The 19,620-nt window shown below is 42.5% G+C and carries 18 protein-coding genes; 9 read left to right on the top strand and 9 right to left on the bottom strand.

Going from position 1 to position 19,620, the window contains the following annotated elements; all coding sequences use genetic code 11:
• Positions 1–32 precede the first annotated feature (32 nt).
• The 4 genes from AS141_RS25185 to AS141_RS25170 all read left to right on the top strand — a co-directional run bounded on the left by AS141_RS25185 (position 33) and on the right by AS141_RS25170 (position 4,118).
• Positions 33–1,733, top strand: a complete 1,701-nt coding sequence (locus tag AS141_RS25185) for a right-handed parallel beta-helix repeat-containing protein (RefSeq protein ID WP_082632434.1) — start codon at positions 33–35, stop codon at positions 1,731–1,733.
• Between the two features lie 10 nt (positions 1,734–1,743).
• Positions 1,744–2,661: a glycosyltransferase family 2 protein gene (locus AS141_RS25180; RefSeq protein ID WP_057940488.1), complete on the top strand. Its 918-nt coding sequence runs from the start codon at positions 1,744–1,746 to the stop codon at positions 2,659–2,661.
• A 162-nt stretch (positions 2,662–2,823) separates the two neighbouring features.
• A complete protein-coding gene (locus AS141_RS25175; protein ID WP_057940487.1) occupies positions 2,824–3,543 on the top strand; it encodes a sugar transferase in 720 nt (239 codons plus the stop codon).
• 164 nt (positions 3,544–3,707) lie between these two features.
• A complete protein-coding gene (locus tag AS141_RS25170) occupies positions 3,708–4,118 on the top strand; it encodes a DoxX family protein (RefSeq protein WP_057940497.1) in 411 nt (136 codons plus the stop codon).
• Positions 4,119–4,121: 3 nt separating this feature from the next.
• On the opposite strand, the gene AS141_RS25165 is transcribed toward AS141_RS25170, so the two are convergent.
• The 3 genes from AS141_RS25165 to AS141_RS25155 all read right to left on the bottom strand — a co-directional run bounded on the left by AS141_RS25165 (position 4,122) and on the right by AS141_RS25155 (position 8,075).
• The gene (locus tag AS141_RS25165) at positions 4,122–6,239 is read right to left on the bottom strand and encodes an outer membrane protein assembly factor BamB family protein (RefSeq protein WP_057940486.1); all 2,118 of its coding nucleotides are present in this window, start codon (positions 6,237–6,239) and stop codon (positions 4,122–4,124) included.
• A 137-nt stretch (positions 6,240–6,376) separates the two neighbouring features.
• Positions 6,377–7,642, bottom strand: a complete 1,266-nt coding sequence (locus AS141_RS25160; protein WP_057940485.1) for an APC family permease — start codon at positions 7,640–7,642, stop codon at positions 6,377–6,379.
• A gap of 103 nt (positions 7,643–7,745) precedes the next feature.
• Positions 7,746–8,075 carry a Rieske (2Fe-2S) protein gene (locus AS141_RS25155; RefSeq protein WP_057940484.1) on the bottom strand — a complete coding sequence of 110 codons (330 nt, stop codon included), beginning with the start codon at positions 8,073–8,075 and terminating at the stop codon, positions 7,746–7,748.
• Positions 8,076–8,272: 197 nt separating this feature from the next.
• On the opposite strand from AS141_RS25155, the gene AS141_RS25150 reads away from it, so the two are divergent.
• The gene (locus AS141_RS25150) at positions 8,273–9,013 is read left to right on the top strand and encodes a hypothetical protein (protein WP_057940483.1); all 741 of its coding nucleotides are present in this window, start codon (positions 8,273–8,275) and stop codon (positions 9,011–9,013) included.
• Positions 9,014–9,104: 91 nt separating this feature from the next.
• Here AS141_RS25150 and AS141_RS25145 read toward each other — a convergent pair whose 3' ends face one another.
• The 3 genes from AS141_RS25145 to AS141_RS25135 are packed head-to-tail and all read right to left on the bottom strand — an operon-like array spanning position 9,105 to position 11,971.
• On the bottom strand, positions 9,105–10,247 hold the full coding sequence (locus AS141_RS25145) for a cysteine desulfurase family protein (RefSeq protein WP_057940482.1): 1,143 nt from the start codon (positions 10,245–10,247) through the stop codon (positions 9,105–9,107).
• Positions 10,248–10,287: 40 nt separating this feature from the next.
• Complete coding sequence (gene glmM / locus AS141_RS25140; protein WP_057940481.1) at positions 10,288–11,682, bottom strand: phosphoglucosamine mutase; 1,395 nt, start codon at positions 11,680–11,682, stop codon at positions 10,288–10,290.
• Between the two features lie 58 nt (positions 11,683–11,740).
• The gene (locus tag AS141_RS25135) at positions 11,741–11,971 is read right to left on the bottom strand and encodes a hypothetical protein (RefSeq protein WP_057940480.1); all 231 of its coding nucleotides are present in this window, start codon (positions 11,969–11,971) and stop codon (positions 11,741–11,743) included.
• A gap of 72 nt (positions 11,972–12,043) precedes the next feature.
• On the opposite strand from AS141_RS25135, the gene mazG reads away from it, so the two are divergent.
• From mazG to fumC, 4 genes are all read left to right on the top strand, one after another.
• Positions 12,044–12,844, top strand: a complete 801-nt coding sequence (gene mazG, locus AS141_RS25130) for a nucleoside triphosphate pyrophosphohydrolase (RefSeq protein ID WP_057940479.1) — start codon at positions 12,044–12,046, stop codon at positions 12,842–12,844.
• 95 nt (positions 12,845–12,939) lie between these two features.
• Positions 12,940–13,317, top strand: a complete 378-nt coding sequence (locus AS141_RS25125) for a RidA family protein (RefSeq protein ID WP_057940478.1) — start codon at positions 12,940–12,942, stop codon at positions 13,315–13,317.
• Between the two features lie 6 nt (positions 13,318–13,323).
• Complete coding sequence (locus AS141_RS25120) at positions 13,324–13,809, top strand: hypothetical protein (RefSeq protein ID WP_057940477.1); 486 nt, start codon at positions 13,324–13,326, stop codon at positions 13,807–13,809.
• 76 nt (positions 13,810–13,885) lie between these two features.
• Positions 13,886–15,286, top strand: a complete 1,401-nt coding sequence (gene fumC / locus AS141_RS25115) for a class II fumarate hydratase (RefSeq protein WP_057940476.1) — start codon at positions 13,886–13,888, stop codon at positions 15,284–15,286.
• Positions 15,287–15,360: 74 nt separating this feature from the next.
• Here fumC and AS141_RS25110 read toward each other — a convergent pair whose 3' ends face one another.
• Genes AS141_RS25110 through AS141_RS25100 form a run of 3 tightly spaced genes read right to left on the bottom strand, consistent with a single transcriptional unit; the run spans position 15,361 to position 19,248 of the window.
• The gene (locus tag AS141_RS25110) at positions 15,361–16,689 is read right to left on the bottom strand and encodes a dicarboxylate/amino acid:cation symporter (RefSeq protein ID WP_057940475.1); all 1,329 of its coding nucleotides are present in this window, start codon (positions 16,687–16,689) and stop codon (positions 15,361–15,363) included.
• A 25-nt stretch (positions 16,690–16,714) separates the two neighbouring features.
• A complete protein-coding gene (aroC, locus tag AS141_RS25105; RefSeq protein ID WP_057940474.1) occupies positions 16,715–17,800 on the bottom strand; it encodes a chorismate synthase in 1,086 nt (361 codons plus the stop codon).
• Positions 17,800–19,248, bottom strand: a complete 1,449-nt coding sequence (locus AS141_RS25100; RefSeq protein ID WP_057940473.1) for a BatD family protein — start codon at positions 19,246–19,248, stop codon at positions 17,800–17,802. Before AS141_RS25100 ends, aroC begins: the two co-directional genes overlap by 1 nt.
• Positions 19,249–19,620: the final 372 nt, after the last annotated feature.

The following is a 19,620-nucleotide window of genomic DNA, read 5'->3' as shown; positions in this document are numbered from 1 at the left end:
AAGTCGGTTATAAATGGTAGACAATTAATAACATGATCAGATCTTTTCATTTACTCCTCTTGTTTGTTTTTGCATTGCCGCAAATGGGTAACAGCCAAACTGATACATCAAAAGCGGGCCATACAATAAATGTACTTGAATTGGGTGTTTCTGCGAATTCAGCTCATGACCAGACCGAAGCCATTCAACATGTGATTGATCTAGCTACGGAAGGTGACACTGTATTTTTTCCAGAAGGAAAGTATCTAGTGCGGACAATCCTTCTCAGATCTGGAGTGAGTATTCACGCTGAAGGAATTATAAAACATCATGAATCTGCAAAAGCCGGGGAATATTCCATAGAAAAACAGAATTCTCCAAATCCCTTGATTATGGGTCAGGGGGTTGAAAATGTATGCATTTCGATCAAAGGGGAATCAAAAAATGAGGGGATTTACCTTTTAAAAAGTCATCAGATCCACATTTATAATACCGAGTTAACCGGAGACTCTACCAAGCTGAGAGCCTTTCCGGGAATTATGACTTTTCAGTCAAGCGGGATTGAAATCGCAAACACCAAAATCCATCATTTTGGGATGCCGCGGACGGAAACCCACAGCTATCAGCCCGGAACGGGCATTCGGATTATGTCCAGCAACACTGTTTCGATCCACAGTTCCGAGATTTATAAGAATGGGGAAAATGGTGTTTTCATCCATGGCAGCCGCAAAGTTGAAGTACTTAACAATGTAATTCATCACAATGGTATGTCGGCAATTCAAGTAGCTTTTGGCAGTTCGGGAAAAGAAAAAGATTATAATTTCTCCAACAATATTCTCGATGAAAATGCATCCGATGCAATTGACATTAACAACCGGTCCAAGGAAAAGGCAAAGGACATCGAATGTGTCATCACTAAAAATATCACTTGTGGAAATGGTTTTGTAAAAAATAAATCTACACCAGATGGCTCAGGCATTGCCACCCTGATCAATGTTTCCAATGTGCTTATTTGGAAAAATGAAGCCTATGGAAACAACAGACCCGCAATCTATGTAGAAAGTTGCGGATTGGTGCTGGCCAAAGAAAACTGGGCTGATAACCAGGTAGAAGTGACTCTTGATCTGGAAGAATTGCATTTGGACAGCAATCGCTTCAGCAGCGTCAATCTGATCGCAAATACGAGGGCTAAAAAAATCCATTTGACCGATAATGAATTAGGATCACTTTCACTGCCAAATGACATTAAAGTGGAAGAATTCCTCATTGAAAACAACAGTTTTTCCCACGCCAGTTTCAATCTTAATATGAAAGGGAAAGTGGAGCTGGTAGGAAATAAGATCAAAAACTCCTCCGGAAATCCGACGATTTTGATTACCAAAGCTGACAATGCACTAGTCAAAAACAATGAGATCTTAAGCCAAAATTCATCTGCGATTATCATTCGAAACACAGCTACAAAAATCCAGATCATCGGAAATGAGATAAAATCATTCAATACGGCCATTTTTGATGACAACTCAAAAAAGCTGGAGGTGAAGAACAATAAAATCACATCCATCCTGGGAGGAAAACAAAATCAAGCGTTTCGGAGCCATTATCCAAATAAGCTTACTATGGAGGGAAATGAATATCGGGGAATAGCAAATACAGAAACGGTGGTATTTGTAGGCAAGGGAAAAGCGACACTCAAAAACGAAAAACTCATTTCGGGCACAGCTAATTACGGTGGAGTAGAAATCTCGGAAAATTAATTTTTAAGCAATGAAAGTCAACCTTTTTATCCCTACGTTAAATGCTGGCCCGATTTGGAAAGAGGTCCTCGTAGGAATAGCCATGCAGAGCTACCCGATTTCCAGGCTGATAGTCATCGATTCTGGCTCGACTGACGGCACCTTGGATTTAATCAATGAAGAAACCTGTGACCTCATTCAGATTGATAAGAAAGACTTTGATCACGGTGGAACCCGTCAAATGGCCGCGGAGAGATATCCCGATGCTGATGTTTTTGTATTTCTTACCCAGGATGCAATTCTTGCTGACGCCGATGCCATTAAAGTTATGGTGGAAGCATTGAAAGGAAATGCCGAACTGGGTATGGTCTATGGCCGCCAGCTCCCACACAAAAACGCAAAGGTCTTGGAGACGCATGCCAGACTTTTTAATTACCCAGCTGAGTCAAAAGTGAAAGGGATGGAAGATGCTGACCGCTATGGAATTAGAACAATTTCCTGTTCCAATTCTTTCGCTGCCTATAGAAAAACTGCCTTTTTTGAGGTTAATGGCTTCCCTACTGGCTCTATTTTAGGCGAAGATGTATTAATTGCTGGAAAAATGTTGCTTGATGGATGGAAAATGGCGTACCTTTCGAACTCCAAAATACACCACTCACATGATTATTCAGCCATTGAAGAATTCAAACGGTATTTTGACATCGGAGTATTTCATGTCAATAACCAATGGATTTTCGAAAACTTTGGCAGAGCAGAAAGTGAAGGACTCAAGTATCTCAAATCAGAACTCAAATACACTTTTAAACACAATCCACTTTTGATCCCAAAATGCCTGATCGCTACGGGAGCTAAATTGATTGGCTATAAACTGGGACTTCATTATCAGTCTCTCCCAGTTGGACTTCGTAAGTCATTCTCTATGACCAAGGCTTATTGGAGCCAGTCCTGAACCCATCAGGTAATAACCCTCTCAATGTGGGGATACCCTCCACATAATAAATGTTAATAATTCCTCAGAAAGCCCTCAAACAGCCAAAATAGGCATGTTTTTGCTTGGCACCCCAATTGGATTATGACAAGCACACAGTAATAGACTTAAAATATTAAACTAATGATACGTAACTCATCACATCAACAAGAAATTGTTTTCAAAGGCTACCAGTCGGGGCGAATTATCCCTGACCTTTTCACCCTGACTAACATTTCAAGCAGCTCTGTTTCACAAAGAGTGAACCAGGGTATAGAAGTAACGACAAGATTTGCAAAAAGAACATTTGATATTCTATTTTCTTCATTCGCAATTCTAACAGGATTACCTGTCTTCCTAGCATTAATGGCTATCACCAAAATAACTTCGAAAGGCCCGGTCTTCTATAAGCAGGAAAGAATTGGTAGAAACGGGAATCCTTTCTACATCTATAAGTTCAGAAGTATGATTGTGGATTCTGAGGTGAACGGCCCGCAGCTAACCACTGATAACGACCCGAGAATCACCAAATGGGGTAATTTCATGAGAAAAACCCATCTGGATGAGCTTCCTCAGTTCTTCAATGTATTGATGGGCGATATGTCTGTAGTGGGACCTAGGCCAGAGCGGGCTCATTTTATAAAACAAATTGTTGCCAGACAGCCACGATACACTCAGTTGCTGACCATCCGTCCAGGAATTACTTCCATTGGCCAAGTTGATTATGGTTATGCAGAAACTGTTGAGGAGATGTGTCAAAGAATGTTGCTTGACCTTAACTATCTAGGACAGGTAAATCTTATTTCAGATCTAAAAATTATCGGTCAGACCATAATGACAATGATCAATAAAAAAGGCAAATAATTATCAAGTTATAATTCACGATGCGTAATTAAATCGCCGACCGAGAGGTTTCGGCGATTTTTTTTTAATATGCAGGTGAACATACTACAGATCGTGTAAAAAAACTCCTATTTCTGGATTTCTAATCTTATTTTCGATTAACTCGGATGCTAACCCCTAATGAAATGAAAAAGACTGTTTTAGAAGATATTGGAATACTGATATTGAGACTTGGTGCCGGAGGGATGATATTAACCCACGGTATCCCCAAGATCAAGAGGCTTTTCGGAGACGAGCCCATCCAATTCATGGATTTTCTTGGCTTAGGTCCTATCGTATCACTTTCATTGGCTGCATTTGCAGAGGTTCTATGTGCTGTCCTACTAATCATCGGTTTTAAAACCAGGCTTGCCACCATTCCACTGATAATTACCATGTTGACTGCTGCATTGATAGCTCATTCGGCGGATCCATTTGGAAGAAAAGAATTGCCCTTACTTTACTTTGTCATCTTTGTCGCAATACTCATCTTCGGGGGAGGAAAATTCTCTATAGATGGATTAAAAGCCACTAAATCTTCGTATTACAAATTATAGTTATTAACCAGGCAAAGCAAAAGCCACATACGTATCTCCGCTTTTGGTGCCTTTGCCTCCTCCACAGGCGATCACAATAAATTGCCTACCTCCCATTTCATAGACTGCGGGTGTAGCATGTCCTGAGGCTGGAAGTTTGGCTTCCCATAGGATTTCACCTGTTTGCTTATTAAATGCCCTTATTTTCTCATCCTTTGTAGCTGCAATAAAAAGTACACCTCCAGCTGTTACCACTGGCCCACCATAATTCTCGGTACCAGTGGGGGCAAAGCCTTGAGCACTTAGTGAATCAATTTCTCCTAAGGTCACTTGCCATTTTTTCTTACCGGTATTCATATCGATAGCCGTCAAAAGTCCCCATGGAGGGTTAGAACCATACAGTCCATCGTCGGTTGTCAGTCTTTTATATCCGTCCATATAATAGCGTGGAAAAAGCTGTGATTGTCCTCCTTCCATTTCCTGCTTTTCTCCTTCTGCAGGAGCTTTATCTAACAGGTATTCTAAAATCACTTTTCGGTTTTCCAGAGAAATATGATCAAAAGCAGGCATCGCTCCTCTTCCTTTGCGGAGTAGAAGATCAAGCGAATCGTAGGTATATTTTTCTTTTACTTCCACTAAGCTAGGAATAGTAGGTGGATTCCCCTTTCGATCCAGCCCATGACAATTGCCACAATAGTTCGTGTAAACTGATTGGCCAACATTCTCGAAATCAGCATTCGGGGTCATACCAATTACCCATGGGATTTGATTAGAATTCACAAAAAAAGTCTGAGTCATCGGATCAAAAGCCGCTCCGCCCCATTCTCCACCCCCATCCATTCCCGGAAAAAGCACAACAGGCTTTTCGGGATGTGGAGGTGCCCAAGTATCACCATAGATCGCCCCATCCAGTTGCTGGCGAATATCAGCTTCCCATTCCGGACGAAGATTCAGAATACTCTTTTCGTCAAAAACCATAGCCATATATGGATCCGGCAGACTTGGAATAGGTTGGGTAGCTGAGGAGAACTCTCCAGGCATTTCTGACTGAGTGACTGCTGTTTCTACAATAGGCCAGACAGGCTCTCCTGTCTCCCTGTCAAATACGTAAGTCATTCCCTGTTTAGAAATTTGTGCTACTGCATCTATCCATTTCCCATTTTTTTGGATGCGGATCAAATTAGGATTGGCCGGAAAATCCCGGTCCCAAACATCGTGATGAACTGCCTGAAAATGCCAGATTCTCTCCCCTGTCTGAGCATTTAGGGCAATCAGTGAATTTGCATACAGATTATCCCCTTTGCGATAACCACCCCAAAAATCGTACGTGGCTGATCCTGTAGGCACGAATACAATTCCTCTTCTCTGATCCACAGTCATTCCAGCCCAATTATTTGCCCCACCGATCTGCTTGATATGCTTAGCATCCCAAGTATCAAATCCTTCTTCAGCCTCCTGAGGAATAGTATGAAAAATCCATTCCCTTCTTCCGGTACGGATATTATATGCCCGAATATGTCCCGGTGCGGCATCCAATCCCTCAGACAGGCGCATTCCTATAATCAGCAAATCCCCATACACGACACCCGGAGCATTCGCTACAATCAAAAAATCCTCTCGCTCTGTATCCAGTCCTTTCCGTAAATCGACTTTCCCCTGATCACCAAAACTAAGGATTGGCTCCCCCGTCTCAGCATTCACCGCCATCAGCCAGTTACCCGCTCCAAAAAGAATCCGCTTGTCCTCGCCGTCCTCCCAATAGCTAACTCCACGGTTCGTTCCTGCCCAGGAATTCTCTCCACCAAGAACCTCAAAGGGATCAAATCTCCAGACTTCCTCTCCAGTCTCAGCATTTAAAGCGAATACATTCAGCTTCGGCGTGGAGCCATACAGCAACCCATTTACTACGATTGGCTGGCATTGAATCTGCGAACTGGCAGTAGCATCACCTGTTTTATACGTCCATGCGATTTCCAATTTGGAGACATTCTCTCCTGTGATCTGTGCCAAAGAGGAATACCTAGAGCCGTCTACCGGACCTCCATAATGCGACCAATCAGTATAGTCAATTTCTGTGGACTTAGTGTGGCAGGCTGAAAAAAGAAAAAGGGAACCGATGGCTAGGCTGAAGAGAGCTTTCATGAATAGGTTAAGCTGGGTTTGAAAACAAAATATCGGGAATTAAAGATTAAGGAAAAAACCATATTCCTACAGTCACTTAGCCTTCATGTTTTTAAAGAACGCTGCTTCTCTGGAAGCAGGATTACCAATCGTCAATTCTATTTTCTTGAAAAAACTTTATGCATCCCATAGATAACAAAACCCAGTCCTGTCCAAAGTGCCATATCCGTGATTTCTTCTAGCTGGGTACTACTGAGCAGCCAGATCGTTGCTGCCATTCCTGCAAGGGCGAGCGGGACTCCAAACTTCAACTTGTAATAATCTACATCCGGCTGACTTCTGCGCAAACGTACCAAAGCTCCGCAAACCAGCAAGTAAATCAGTAGGCGGGCAATGACTGAAATTGCCAAAGAACCCATAAAATCCCAGACAATAGCGACGACAATAATCAAAAAAGCAAAAAATAAAACCGCTATGGTGGGGGTACGAAACCGAGGATGGACGAAGGAAAATAGCCTTGGAAACTGCTGTGATTCACTTAGTGCAAAAGGTAATCGCGAGCCGCTCAAAATCTGTACGTTTAGTGTTCCCAGAATAGACACAATTGCCCCGATTGTAATAAATAAGCCTCCACCATAACCCATAATCCGGGACGCAGCATCTGCCAGTGGTTTATCAGAAGTAGCCAAATCGGGAAGGGTACCGATAGCGACAACCTGAATCATCACATAGAACACGGCAATAATGAGCGCTGCCGTCATCAGCGCAAATGGAAGATTTTTACGGGGGTTTTCAACCTCCCCAGAAATCACTAAACCAGCCTCAAAACCACCAAAAGCAAAAATCAGCAGCAAAGCTGAATTAGCAAACTCGGGCATTGGCGGAGGAGAACTGAAATCAAATGCTTCTCCATTAAGGAAAAACAGCCCAATGAAAATAAACAGGGACAATGGAACCAACTTGGAAACTGTCAAAAAATTCGTGGTTCTGGTGGAATTTTTTATCCCTAACAAATTAATCCCGGTCAACACAACCGTGATAACCACGATCATTCCTATCCGCATCCTTTCCTTTTGGAAAACAGGAGAGAAAAAAGACATGTAAATGACAAGCAAATTAATCAAGGTGGCATAGCTGAAAAGTCTGGTCAACATCAAAATCCAACCTACCGCAAAGGCAGGTAGATTGCCGAAAGCTTCTTTAACGTATAAATAAGGGCCGCCCGTCCGGTCAAATCTTGAGCTCACCTCCATAAAGACCAGTATTAGCACCAGCATCACTACCGCACAGACGCCAAAAGCAAGTAAGGAGTATGGACCGGATAGTGCAAAGGCTTTGGCCGGAAGGCCAAAAATCCCTGCTCCGATGACAGAATTGATAATCAGAAAAACCAGATCCCATTTACGGATCCCTCGCTTCAGCATAGTATAAATTGGGTGAATTAAAACTTAAAGTAGCTAGAAAATCCTATTTTCGAGCCACAAACTTAATTTTCAAGTCTACTATTTGATTACTGGTAGATTTATCTTAATCGACTGACATAAAAATCTTCAACCCTTCAGCTGTGAATTCATTTGGGTAAATCTCCAAGGTATCACAAAAACCAACCCTCACCTCTCCGGTTTGAATATCAAACCTATACCCGTGTAGAGGACAGCGAATTTCTGTGGAGTCAATTAATGTTCCCCGAAACAAGGACGCTGCGCGATGAGGACATGCTCCCTGAAAGGCAAAGAATTGCTCACCTTTTCTCACCAGCGCGATGGTGATTTCTTCTAAATGGATCTTATGGATCACATTTTCGGAAAACATTTCCAACACTTCACTTTTCGAAGCACCTAGACTGAATTTTTTCATCCGCTTATACTTATTATTAACTGCCAGATGGAATCCCCATAATTCCTACTCATTCCGGTGTGTGTTGCCTACAACAGGCTCGGTTTCATAAGAAGTGAATACTCATTTCAGATGGAATACTCGCCGCAACTTAAATAAAGCATTGGTTTTCTGCCGAATCTTCCTGAATTTAATAGGACATTAAAATTCCAGAAATCATGAAAACAACCCTACTTTTCTTCTCAGCAATATTTTTCTTCAGTTTGGCCAATGCCCAAGACCTTGATGGAGCATGGAAATTGACCCATCAAGATGGCCAAGAAGTAAAGGATCTGGAATACATTAAAATTTATCAGGATGATTATTTTGCATTTGGTGCAAAACGGGTTGCAGATAATCATTTTGTAAGCGCAGGAGGAGGACCATTTTCCTACCAGGAAGGAAAATACCTTGAAACACTTGATTTTTACACATCAGATCCAGTTCAGGTTGGAAAAACAAATCAATACAAGCTGGATTGGGTAAACGAAAAAATGGTTATTTCCTCAGAGGCCAACGGAAAAATGCTCGTAGAAATCTGGGAAAAAGTATCAGACTCGAAGGATGATCTCACCGGTAATTGGGTAATCACTGGCAGAAAACGTGGTGAAGAAATCTCCAGATCAACTCCTGGAGCTCGCAGAACGGTAAAAATCCTTAGCGGAGGTAGATTCCAGTGGGTAGCTTTCAATTCAGAGACCAGGGAATTCTCTGGAACCGGGGGAGGCACTTACACCGCCGAAGATGGAAAGTACATAGAAAACATCACCTTTTTTTCCCGTGACGATAGTCGGGTGGGAGCCAGTCTGGATTTCAATTATGAAGTAAAAGATGGTGAGTGGCACCACAGCGGCTTAAGTTCAAAAGGCGATCCGATTTATGAGATTTGGACTCCATATGCGATCGGTTACCAAAAATGATTGAACTGTTATAACTCTCCCTATCTTTATTTTTTCCTCACTAAATTATATCTAATAAAAAAAGGAGTCTTTCGAGCTCCTTTCCAATGTCTTATGCTTCTACAATGTATAATTCTTTCAGTTTCCCTACGGTATAATCTACTTCTTCTATCGTATTAAATCGACTGAAGGAGAAGCGAACGGCATCTCGCTCCGGTGTATGATTAATTGCTCTTAGCACATGTGAACCCACAGTGGCTCCCGAACTGCAAGCCGACCCACCTGAAGCAGAAATGCCTTCCAGATCAAGATTGAACAGCAACATACCGCTATTCGCTTCAGATGGAGGTAAGCTCACACTCAGTACTGTGTAAAGGCTCTTTTCTAAATCTGCGGATAGTCCGTTGAATCCAACTCCAGGGATTTCCTGGGTCAGGCTTTGGATGAAATGCTTTTTGATCGCCTCTACATGTGCTTGATGCCCGGCCATGTCTTCATAGGCAATTTCCAATGCTTTTGCTATGCCGATAATCCCGATCACATTTTCAGTCCCACCACGCATGTTCCGCTCCTGTGCTCCACCGTGGATCAATGGGTGGATTTTCTTATCCTTTTTCACATAAAGAAACCCAGAACCTTTAGGACCATGAAACTTATGTCCTCCAGCTACGATAGCATCCACAGGTAGTGATTTAAGATCATGTACATAATGCCCCATGGTTTGCACAGTATCTGAATGGAAAAATGCTCCATATTCCTTTGCAAGAGCTCCAATGCTATTGAGTTCATTGATGTTTCCGATCTCGTTATTGGCATGCATCAGGGAAATCAGACTTTTTGAGTTTGCTTTGAGGAGATCTTCAAGCTGATCCAAGTCCAGCTCGCCTTGATCATTCACATCGAGCATGCTAAGTTTGATATGACCCTTTTTCTCACACATTTCTAGCGTATGCAGGACTGCATGATGCTCCAGAGGAGAAGTGATCGCGTGGGAAATGCCATGGCTTTCGATTCCGCAAACAATAGCAGTATTATCTGCTTCAGTTCCGCCGGAAGTGAAGAAAATTTCTGCCGGTGTTGCATTTAGCAACTCAGCCACCTTCTTTCGGGATCGTTCTATTGCCGTCCTTACTTCTCTACCAAAACTATGGACGGAAGAAGGATTACCATAGTGATTTTTCATAAAGGGGATCATAGCTTCGATCACCCGATCATCCATGGCAGTGGTGGCCGCGTTGTCTAAATAAACTTTCATTGTACTCGTATTGGGTTGTATATTCTTTGTAAGTCGAAGATCAAATCATAGAAGCATTGACCACTTCTTTGATATCTGCAATAAGTTTTTTAGCCAAATGCTCCGCTGTAGCTTCAGATTCGGATTCGGAATAGATCCTGATAATCGGCTCCGTATTTGACTTCCGCAAATGTACCCATTCCTTTTCAAACTCGATTTTGACTCCGTCTATATCATTGATTGGATGGCTTTTATACTTCTTTTTGATCTCAAGCAAAATATTATCGACGTCAATCTGGGGAGTAAGCTCAATTTTATTTTTTGAAATGTGGTAATTAGGATAAGTGGCTCTTAGCCTGGAAATAGTCTTACCAAAATTCGCCAGGTGGGTCAAGAACAATCCAATACCCACCAAGGCATCCCGCCCATAATGTGACGTGGGATAAATAATCCCCCCATTGCCTTCACCGCCAATCACCGCATCAACCGCTTTCATCTGATTTACTACATTCACTTCGCCTACGGCAGCGGCAGTATATACTCCACCTCTTTTCTCGGTCACATCACGCAGTGCTCTAGTGGAGCTTAGGTTTGAAACCGTATTTCCGGGAGTTTTTGAAAGAACATAATCCGCGACGGCGACTAGGGTATATTCTTCTCCAAATGCCGATCCGTCTTCATTGATAAATGCCAGCCGGTCCACATCCGGATCTACCACAATTCCCAAATCAAAACTGCCCCGTTCCAATTTACTGGAGATATCACGGAGATTTTCAGGAAGCGGTTCAGGATTATGTGGAAAATGACCATCAGGTGTACAGTACATCTCTTCGATTTCTGTCACACCAAGAGCTCTAAGTAACTTCGGAACTGCAATCCCTCCAGTGGAGTTCACAGCATCTACCACGACTTTGAAGTTTCTGGCGGTAATTGCATCCACGTCCACCAGTTCTAAATCCAGCACATGCTGAATATGTCTGTCAATGTAGTCGTCAATTTGAATGTAAGTGCCAAGTTTTTTCACTTCAGCAAAGGTAAAATCCTCCTTCTCAGCTTTCTCCAAAATAGCCTTCCCCTCAGCATCTGAAATGAATTCTCCCTTTTCATTGAGGAGCTTCAATGCATTCCATTGCACAGGATTATGGCTGGCAGTAAGAATAATCCCCCCGCCTGCTTTTTCCAATGGAACCGCAAATTCAACGGTTGGGGTGGTACTCAGGCCCAAGTCGATCACATGAATGCCCAAGCCCTGTAGAGTGGCAGAAACCAATCCGGAAACCATCTCACCTGAAAGGCGAGCATCTCTGCCGATGATGACTTTGGGATTGTTTGTTTTCTCAAGTACCCAAGCTCCATAAGCTGAAGTAAACTTGACAATATCAATGGGAGTAAGTCCATCGCCGGCTTTACCGCCGATAGTTCCTCTGATGCCAGAGATTGATTTAATTAGTGACACGTACAGTAATTTGATTAGGTTAAAAACTGATTAATCCTGTCAGATGACAGGATTGCTTTTACTTGAATTTAGCTAGAACCTTGTCCACTTCATTGTCTGGATTGCCGCAGCTGCTGTTCGCATCTACAGTTTTCCCACAATAACCGCAGGTTCCCCCTTCTTTATTCAGATATGGGTTTTGGGAGGCACAAGTGCCTTTAAATTCGCCGTTTTTAAGGAATAAAAGCCTTACCGACATCAAAATGAAGAATAAAGCAACGAAACCAAGAGTAAGAAATACGGTTGTCATAACGGATAAATTTGCGCAAATTTAAGGCTTTACTTCGAAAACGTCCACAATTCAAGCATAGTTTCCTCACCAATGACAAATTTGAGTACCCGAGCCGAAAAATTGGCAGCTTTTGACAGACTTCTTACAATTATGGATGAGCTCAGGGAGCAATGTCCTTGGGACAAAAAGCAAACGACAGAAAGTCTCAGACATTTAACAATAGAGGAAACTTTTGAGCTTTCCGATGCGATACTTGAGGGTGATCCCGATGAGATCCAAAAAGAGTTGGGGGATATTCTGCTTCACATCGTGTTTTATGCGAGAATAGGATCCGAAGAAGGCAACTTTGATATGAAAACGATGATGGATTCGCTTTGCGAAAAGCTAATCAGAAGACATCCTCATATCTATGGAGATACCCATGCTGAAGACGAGGATGCTGTAAAGCAAAATTGGGAGAAAATAAAACTGAATGAGAAGGGAAATAAATCTGTACTTGGCGGAGTTCCGAAATCACTGCCTGCCCTGATCAAAGCCATGCGAATTCAGGAAAAGGCACGCGGAGTGGGTTTTGACTGGGAAGAAAAAAATCAAGTTTGGGAGAAGGTAGAAGAGGAAATGCAGGAATTCAAAGCCGAATTTAATGTGGACAATGATGCAGAAATTGACCTCGAAAAGGCTAGTGGGGAATTTGGGGATTTATTATTCTCTCTGATTAATTACGCACGATTTATAGCTATCAACCCAGAGGAAGCTTTGGAGAGAACCAATAAAAAATTCATTAAGCGCTTTCAGTACTTGGAAGCTGCGGCAAAGAGCTCAGGCAAAAATCTAAGTGAAATGACATTGGCTGAGATGGACGTCTATTGGAATGAAGCAAAAAGGAAGTAGACAGTCGCAGTTAAGAATAAGTAGAAGTTAGAAAATTGTTTTACCGAAGAAGAAGTGAAAGTTTGTAAGTAGTAAAAAGTGTAAATAAAAATCAGATGAACAATATCATTTTCACAAAAGAAGCTCCGGCACCGATTGGCCCTTATTCCCAAGCTGTTTTGGCGGGAAATACACTTTACGTCTCCGGGCAAATTGCTTTGGATGCTGAGACGGGCGAGTTGATTAATGAGAACATCACCGAGGAGACTCATGCTGTGATGAAAAACTTGGAAGCAGTACTTCGGGCAGCTGATTTCACTTTCACAGATATCGTCAAATGCAGTATCTTCATCAAGAGCATGGACGAGTTTGCCACAATCAATGAAGCCTATGGACAGTACTTCAAGTCGAACCCTCCGGCCAGAGAAACAGTAGAAGTAAGTAAGCTTCCCAAAAATGTAAATGTGGAAATCTCCTGTATTGCCGTTAAATAAAGAATATTGAACCTCTTACCTTACGATAGCGAAACCCTGGTCAGTGCTCTTTCTAAAGAAGAGGTGATAAGTCATTTAAATCGGGTAACCAGGGAGGTGAATTACCTTGACCCAAGAACCCAAGCCAACGAAGATATCCTCTTTAACGGTTTGGTGGGAAAAAAAACGTTTAGGATTTCAAAAGTTGTGAACAGGGCTGACACATTCCTCCCTTTAATTTTGGGAAAAATCGAAAGCACTCCACGAGGATCCATTCTATTTATCAATTACCGTCTTTTCCCTGGTGCACTTTTTTTCATTGCTTTTTGGTCTATCATTTTATTAGCCTTCACTGCTGTTTATTCATTTCTCATCCCCAACTACGGATACGCCATCCTCTGCTTTATAATAGGGTTAGTCAATTATATTGTAGCCATGTATTTCTTCAATAGACAGGTAAAAGCGTCACGAAAAGTTTTTCACCAGCTGATCAATTTCCAAATGAAGGATTAAGCCTTCTATTCTTAGGGAAAAATGGCTTTTGGCGTTAATTTAGCGCCACAAAAAATTCAATAAACATACGATCAATATGAGCATCCGCATAGAAAAAGACACTATGGGGCCTGTGGAGGTGCCTGCAGACAAATACTGGGGCGCACAGACCCAAAGATCCATTAATAATTTCAAAATCGGCGGTGAGAAAAACCGTATGCCAGTAGAGATCACCCACGCCTTTGCTATTTTGAAAAAAGCTGCAGCGCTGACCAATGCTGAGCTTGGGGTTCTGGATCAAGACAAAGCTGATATTATCAGCAAAGTATGTGATGAAATAATAGACGGCCAGCACGACGACCAATTCCCATTGGTAATCTGGCAAACAGGTTCTGGCACACAGTCCAATATGAATTCCAATGAAGTAATCGCCTATAGAGCACATGTGCTCCTTGGAGGTTCTTTGGAAGATGCCAAAAAGAAAATCCATCCCAATGACGATGTAAACAAATCTCAGTCATCCAATGATACCTATCCCACAGCCATGCACATAGCAGCTTACAAAATGGTGACGGGAACTACAATTCCAGGTGTTGAAAAGCTCCGGGATACTCTTGCCAAAAAAGCTGAAGCATTCAAGGATGTGGTGAAAATCGGACGCACACACTTTATGGATGCGACTCCTCTTACGCTAGGGCAGGAATTTTCGGGCTATGTGGCTCAGCTCAATCACGGTTTGAAAGCCCTGAAAAACACACTCGCTCACTTATCAGAATTAGCTTTGGGCGGAACAGCTGTTGGAACAGGCCTGAATACACCGAAGGGATACGCAGAGCTGGTAGCCAAGAAAATAGCTGAGCTTTCAGGACAACCATTTGTGACGGCAGAAAACAAATTTGAAGCCCTTGCTGCGCATGACGCAATGATAGAAACTCATGGAGCGTTGAAGCAGTTGGCTGTTTCTCTAATGAAGATCGCAAATGATGTGCGGATGCTTTCATCCGGGCCAAGGTCTGGAATCGGCGAGATCCTGATTCCTGAAAATGAACCTGGATCTTCTATTATGCCGGGAAAAGTCAACCCTACCCAAGTAGAAGCCCTGACTATGGTCGCTGCCCAGGTAATGGGAAATGATGTCGCTATTTCCATCGGAGGTTCAAATGGTCATTTTGAATTGAACGTGTTCAAGCCTTTGATTGCGGCTAACTTTCTTACCTCTGCCCGTTTGCTCGGTGATGCATGTGTTTCCTTCAATGATCACTGCGCTGTAGGTATTGAGCCAAATACGTCCATGATCCAGAGACACTTGGAGAATTCGTTGATGTTGGTTACAGCTTTGAATCCGCATATCGGTTATGAAAATGCAGCTGCTATTGCCAAAAAGGCACATAAAGAAGGTACAAGCCTAAGAGAAGCTGCTATTGCTTTGAACTTACTTACATCAGAACAATTTGATGAGTGGGTAAAGCCAGAAGAAATGACTGGAGGTTTGAAGTAAAACCCAACTTTCACGCTAAAACCAAAAATGGTCCCGTCGGGAAGACAGGACCATTTTTTTGTGTGTAACAATTTCTATTCATTCGGAGTCATCGGATTTGACTTTCTGATCAAACCATCTGGTAATTCTCCTTCAGTACTTGCTACAATCGTACAAACTGTAGCATCACCAGTGACATTCACCACTGTGCGGAACATATCCAAGATCCTATCAGGAGCAATAATCAACGCAATCCCTGCGGCAGGCACACCGATCGACTCCAATACAATGATAAGCATGATCAACCCTGCTCCTGGAACTCCCGCTGAACCAATAGAGGCCAGCGTGGCAGTCAAAACGATCATCAACTGCTGTGTCAAAGTCAACTCCATCCCTAATGCCTGTGCGATAAACACCGCTGCGACGCCTTGGTAAAGACTGGTCCCATCCATATTCACAGTGGCACCCAATGGCAACACGAAGCTGGAAACTTCCTCAGATACGCCCAGCTCTTCCTCTACTTGCTTCATGGTAACCGGAAGTGTAGCAGAACTTGAACTCGTAGAAAAAGCAAGCAATTGAGCTGGTCTGATTGCCTTGAAAAAGTCCTTGTATTTCACTTTGGTGAAAGCCATCAAAATCAGCGGATAAACCACCAGGATCATAATAAACAACCCTCCTAAAACCACCAGACTATACTTCAATAATGCCAACAATAGCTGAACTGCGGAGTCTGGGTTTTCCCCGGCAATCTCTACAATCAGGGAGGCCATCAGTGCAAATACCCCATAGGGAGCAATTATCATGATGTAATTCACAATCTGGATAATAACATCATTCATCCCATCGAAAAAAGCGATAACAGGATCTGCTTTCGCTTTTGGGATTTGAAGCAAAGCAATACCTACTAAAATCGCAAAGAACACCACTTGCAGCATTGCAGCGTTGTCTGTAGTAGCGCGGAAAACGTTATCAGGGATAATATCCACCAATGGCTGCAGGGGGCTCTGCTTTTGCAATTCTGCCGCCTGGCCAACGCGGGATCCTGCATCTCCTTCGTACAAACTCATTAAATTTTCGCGGGTTTCAGGAGGCAGGCTTTTACCAGGTTTGAACACGTTGACCAGCACCAAACCAATAGTTATCGCCAATACTGTAGTAATCAGATAAGTACCTACGGTCTTACCTCCGATTCGGCTAAGCTTGGAAACGTCTCCCAAATTAGAAACCCCAACAATGAGAGAGGCCAACACCAAAGGAACGGCTATCATTTTCAACGCATTGATGAAAATGGTCCCGAATGGCTTGATATAATCAATAGTGAAAGAATTGGGAATCGAAGTCTTAATAACTCCCAAACCAAAAATCAACCCCAGAACAAGTCCGATGATAATTTGGGTATGTAAGGGTATCTTTTTAAACATATATATGGGTTTAGAAGTCTTGCAGTTAGAAGTCCTGCAGTTTATTGCTTTTTGACAACAAAATATAATCAGCTATGACCAATGCCGCCATTGCTTCCACAATCGGCACTGCTCGGGGTACTACACAAGGGTCATGTCGCCCTTTTCCAGAGACTGTTACTGATTCACCTGCTTCATTTACCGATACCTGGTCTGACATAATAGTAGCAACAGGCTTAAAAGCCACATTAAAATAAATATCTTCTCCGTTGGATATCCCCCCTTGGATTCCTCCAGAATGATTAGTCAGTGTATGGACTTTACCTCCTTTCTGAACAAATGTATCGTTGTGTTCTGATCCCCGCATTTTCACCCCTTCGAAGCCACTTCCGTACTCAAATCCCTTTACTGCATTGATACTTAGCATCGCTTTGCCCAATTCAGCATGCAGTCGATCAAATACAGGCTCACCAATTCCCACTGGGGTATTTTTGATCACGCAGCTCACAACTCCACCAATCGTATCCCGGTCTTTTCTTACCGAATCGATCAGCTCGATCATTTTCTCTGCAACTATCGGGTCAGGACATCTCACTATATTTTCTTCGGCTTTTGCCAAATCCAATTCCGCGTAACTTCTTTCCAGTTTCAAATCACCTACCTGGGAAACGTAAGCCTGGATACTGATTCCTTTTGTCTCCAGAAGTTGTTTTGCAATAGCTCCTGCCACTACGCGCGCGGCTGTTTCTCTTGCAGAACTCCTTCCTCCACCACGATAGTCCCTCAGTCCATACTTTTCAAAGTAAGTAAAGTCTGCGTGGGAAGGCCGAAATTTATCGGAGATATGAGAATAATCTTTACTTTTTTGATCAGAGTTGTTAATCACAATCCCGATTGGGGTACCTGTAGTTACCCCTTCAAAAACTCCGGATTTGATCTCAAATTCATCTTCCTCTTTACGTTGTGTTGTGATTTTGGACTGTCCCGGCTTTCTGCGTTGCATCTCTGCAATAAGCTTGGTCTCGTCTATTTTCAGTCCTGCAGGGCATCCTTCGATGATAACCCCCAAAGCTAACCCATGTGATTCACCAAATGTGGTGATCTTGAATAGCTTTCCAAATGAATTGCCCATTATCTCTTTCTGATTATCAATACAGCCAGTAGTGTCACTGCTATAAGCAGCAAAACGTTGATTGCGACCGTAAAATAGTATTTATATTTCTCGTTTAAAAACCTGTTGTCTTCAGCCGATATGCGGTCATAAAGCCCGCCCAAACGCTGGCTGGAAATAGCCTGATTAACCTTGCTTTCACCTACCACGGTGATTTTCGCCTGCGGCCTAAGTGTATCATATACAGCGCGCTCTGGATCAAAATATACCCATTCAAAATTCTTCCCAAGATCTATTTCTCCTGCCTCGTTGATGGTAATGTAATAATTAAACTCCTTGATGCCGGACACCCGTCCGTATCCGCGGTTGATCTGTTGGCGCACATTCGGATCATAGGTGTTCAAATTCGCAGTTGGCAGTCTTTTAGGAGCTGATATCGCATTGATGTTCCCTACACCACTGATACCAAAGTTATAATCGAATCCCTGTCCTGTTTCTATCTCTATGTTTGTGATATTTTCCCTAATCTGAAACTGGCCTACACTTACCTCATTTTTCAATGGATGAGGTGGAAGTGGCTTGACTTTTATTGTCTTTGGAGTAGAGTAGAATGTTTTAAAGTCCTCTTGTCTATTTGCCCCAAAAAATGTAGGGTTTTTAGCTATCTTATATTTAATCATCTCCCACGGTATCCTCGGAATGGTTATTTCTCCTTCGGAAAAAGGGAAAAAAGTAGCTTCATACACTTTGTATTTCGCCCATCTCTTCCCGTTGATGGTCACTTCTTCGCGGTCAATATTGCTAATGTTGAAGTTCTCTTCCCACGCGTTTGTAGGCTTTATTTTCTTCAAAATATCATCTAGCTGCCTTCCTGGCTCAAAAAATGTAAACTGTGCCTGATTTAACTCAGACATATAAAATGCAAGGCTTATGTTAATCCCCTCTCCCTGATAAACTTCTTCTTTATCCACAGAGACGGAGAAAAAAGCATCATCTTCCATCTCAACATATTCGGGATCTTCCACAGCAGATCTTCCAAAGAAATCTGCAAATGGGTCAGTAACAGAACCACGCCCGCTATTGCTGCTGGCCGGGTCCCCCACAGTGATTTTTTTTCCATTAGAAGAATAAGCTTGCCCATTGATCGTAAGCTCAAAAGGAGCTAGGGTAAAATCACCCTTTCTACTAGGTTTGTAATATTGTATGATACTATTTGAACTGCTCATCTGCCCATTGATGAGGTTCATGGAGGAGGACTGGGAGATTCCTTGTTTTTGAAAGCTCGGGATCTCAGGAAACTGGTCGTAGGATTTGATTTTTTCGTTGCTAAGCGTTACTTTAATTGTGAAAGTTTCATTCAGGCCGATCTCTGCAGGTCCAAGCTCAATCTTAACATCCTGAGCCACGGCCATTCCTGAAAATAGGATTAGGCCACATACGAAAATGAATTGGGCAAGCGTTTTAATCATGGTTGCGAAAATAGGGAATATTATACTCTTTCATTTCTAAAATAACGCAACATATACAGAAATGCCTCCGTATTGAAACTTAAAATCAGTTAAAACCCTAAACTCTTTAGACTATGATGGACTATGTGAAGACTATCTTACAAAAGGTCAGCTTTTCCAAGTATTTGTTTGAGCGTGAGCTGAGAAAAGGCCTTCGCCTAATTTCACCCACAGAGATTCAGGAATTCAAAGATTGGTGCTATCTCATGTTTGGCAAAATGCATCATGTAATACTCAACAGATATTTTGAACCAGCATTTTAAAAATCAAAGCCCCCTCCAGAATTTTGGAAAGGGGCTTTTTCTATATGGTAGCTGGTTTTTTTAATTAATC

It is taken from the genome of Algoriphagus resistens, assembly GCF_001442615.1.
In the GTDB taxonomy this organism is placed as follows: domain Bacteria; phylum Bacteroidota; class Bacteroidia; order Cytophagales; family Cyclobacteriaceae; genus Algoriphagus; species Algoriphagus resistens.
Note: the sequence above shows the minus strand (reverse complement) of the source record. Positions and strands in the feature narration are given on the sequence as shown.

Bases quoted from the DNA above. Each gene is read 5' to 3' on its own strand.
- AS141_RS25110 (WP_057940475.1), bottom strand. From the start codon at position 16,689: ATGTTTAAAAAGATACCCTTACATACCCAAATTATCATCGGACTTGTT.
- AS141_RS25170 (WP_057940497.1), top strand. From the start codon at position 3,708: ATGAAAAAGACTGTTTTAGAAGATATTGGAATACTGATATTGAGACTT.
- mazG (WP_057940479.1), top strand. From the start codon at position 12,044: ATGACAAATTTGAGTACCCGAGCCGAAAAATTGGCAGCTTTTGACAGA.
- AS141_RS25165 (WP_057940486.1), bottom strand. From the start codon at position 6,239: ATGAAAGCTCTCTTCAGCCTAGCCATCGGTTCCCTTTTTCTTTTTTCA.
- AS141_RS25180 (WP_057940488.1), top strand. From the start codon at position 1,744: ATGAAAGTCAACCTTTTTATCCCTACGTTAAATGCTGGCCCGATTTGG.
- AS141_RS25125 (WP_057940478.1), top strand. From the start codon at position 12,940: ATGAACAATATCATTTTCACAAAAGAAGCTCCGGCACCGATTGGCCCT.
- AS141_RS25185 (WP_082632434.1), top strand. From the start codon at position 33: ATGATCAGATCTTTTCATTTACTCCTCTTGTTTGTTTTTGCATTGCCG.
- AS141_RS25100 (WP_057940473.1), bottom strand. From the start codon at position 19,248: ATGATTAAAACGCTTGCCCAATTCATTTTCGTATGTGGCCTAATCCTA.
- AS141_RS25155 (WP_057940484.1), bottom strand. From the start codon at position 8,075: ATGAAAAAATTCAGTCTAGGTGCTTCGAAAAGTGAAGTGTTGGAAATG.
- AS141_RS25150 (WP_057940483.1), top strand. From the start codon at position 8,273: ATGAAAACAACCCTACTTTTCTTCTCAGCAATATTTTTCTTCAGTTTG.
- AS141_RS25145 (WP_057940482.1), bottom strand. From the start codon at position 10,247: ATGAAAGTTTATTTAGACAACGCGGCCACCACTGCCATGGATGATCGG.
- AS141_RS25160 (WP_057940485.1), bottom strand. From the start codon at position 7,642: ATGCTGAAGCGAGGGATCCGTAAATGGGATCTGGTTTTTCTGATTATC.
- aroC (WP_057940474.1), bottom strand. From the start codon at position 17,800: ATGGGCAATTCATTTGGAAAGCTATTCAAGATCACCACATTTGGTGAA.
- AS141_RS25135 (WP_057940480.1), bottom strand. From the start codon at position 11,971: ATGACAACCGTATTTCTTACTCTTGGTTTCGTTGCTTTATTCTTCATT.
- fumC (WP_057940476.1), top strand. From the start codon at position 13,886: ATGAGCATCCGCATAGAAAAAGACACTATGGGGCCTGTGGAGGTGCCT.
- AS141_RS25175 (WP_057940487.1), top strand. From the start codon at position 2,824: ATGATACGTAACTCATCACATCAACAAGAAATTGTTTTCAAAGGCTAC.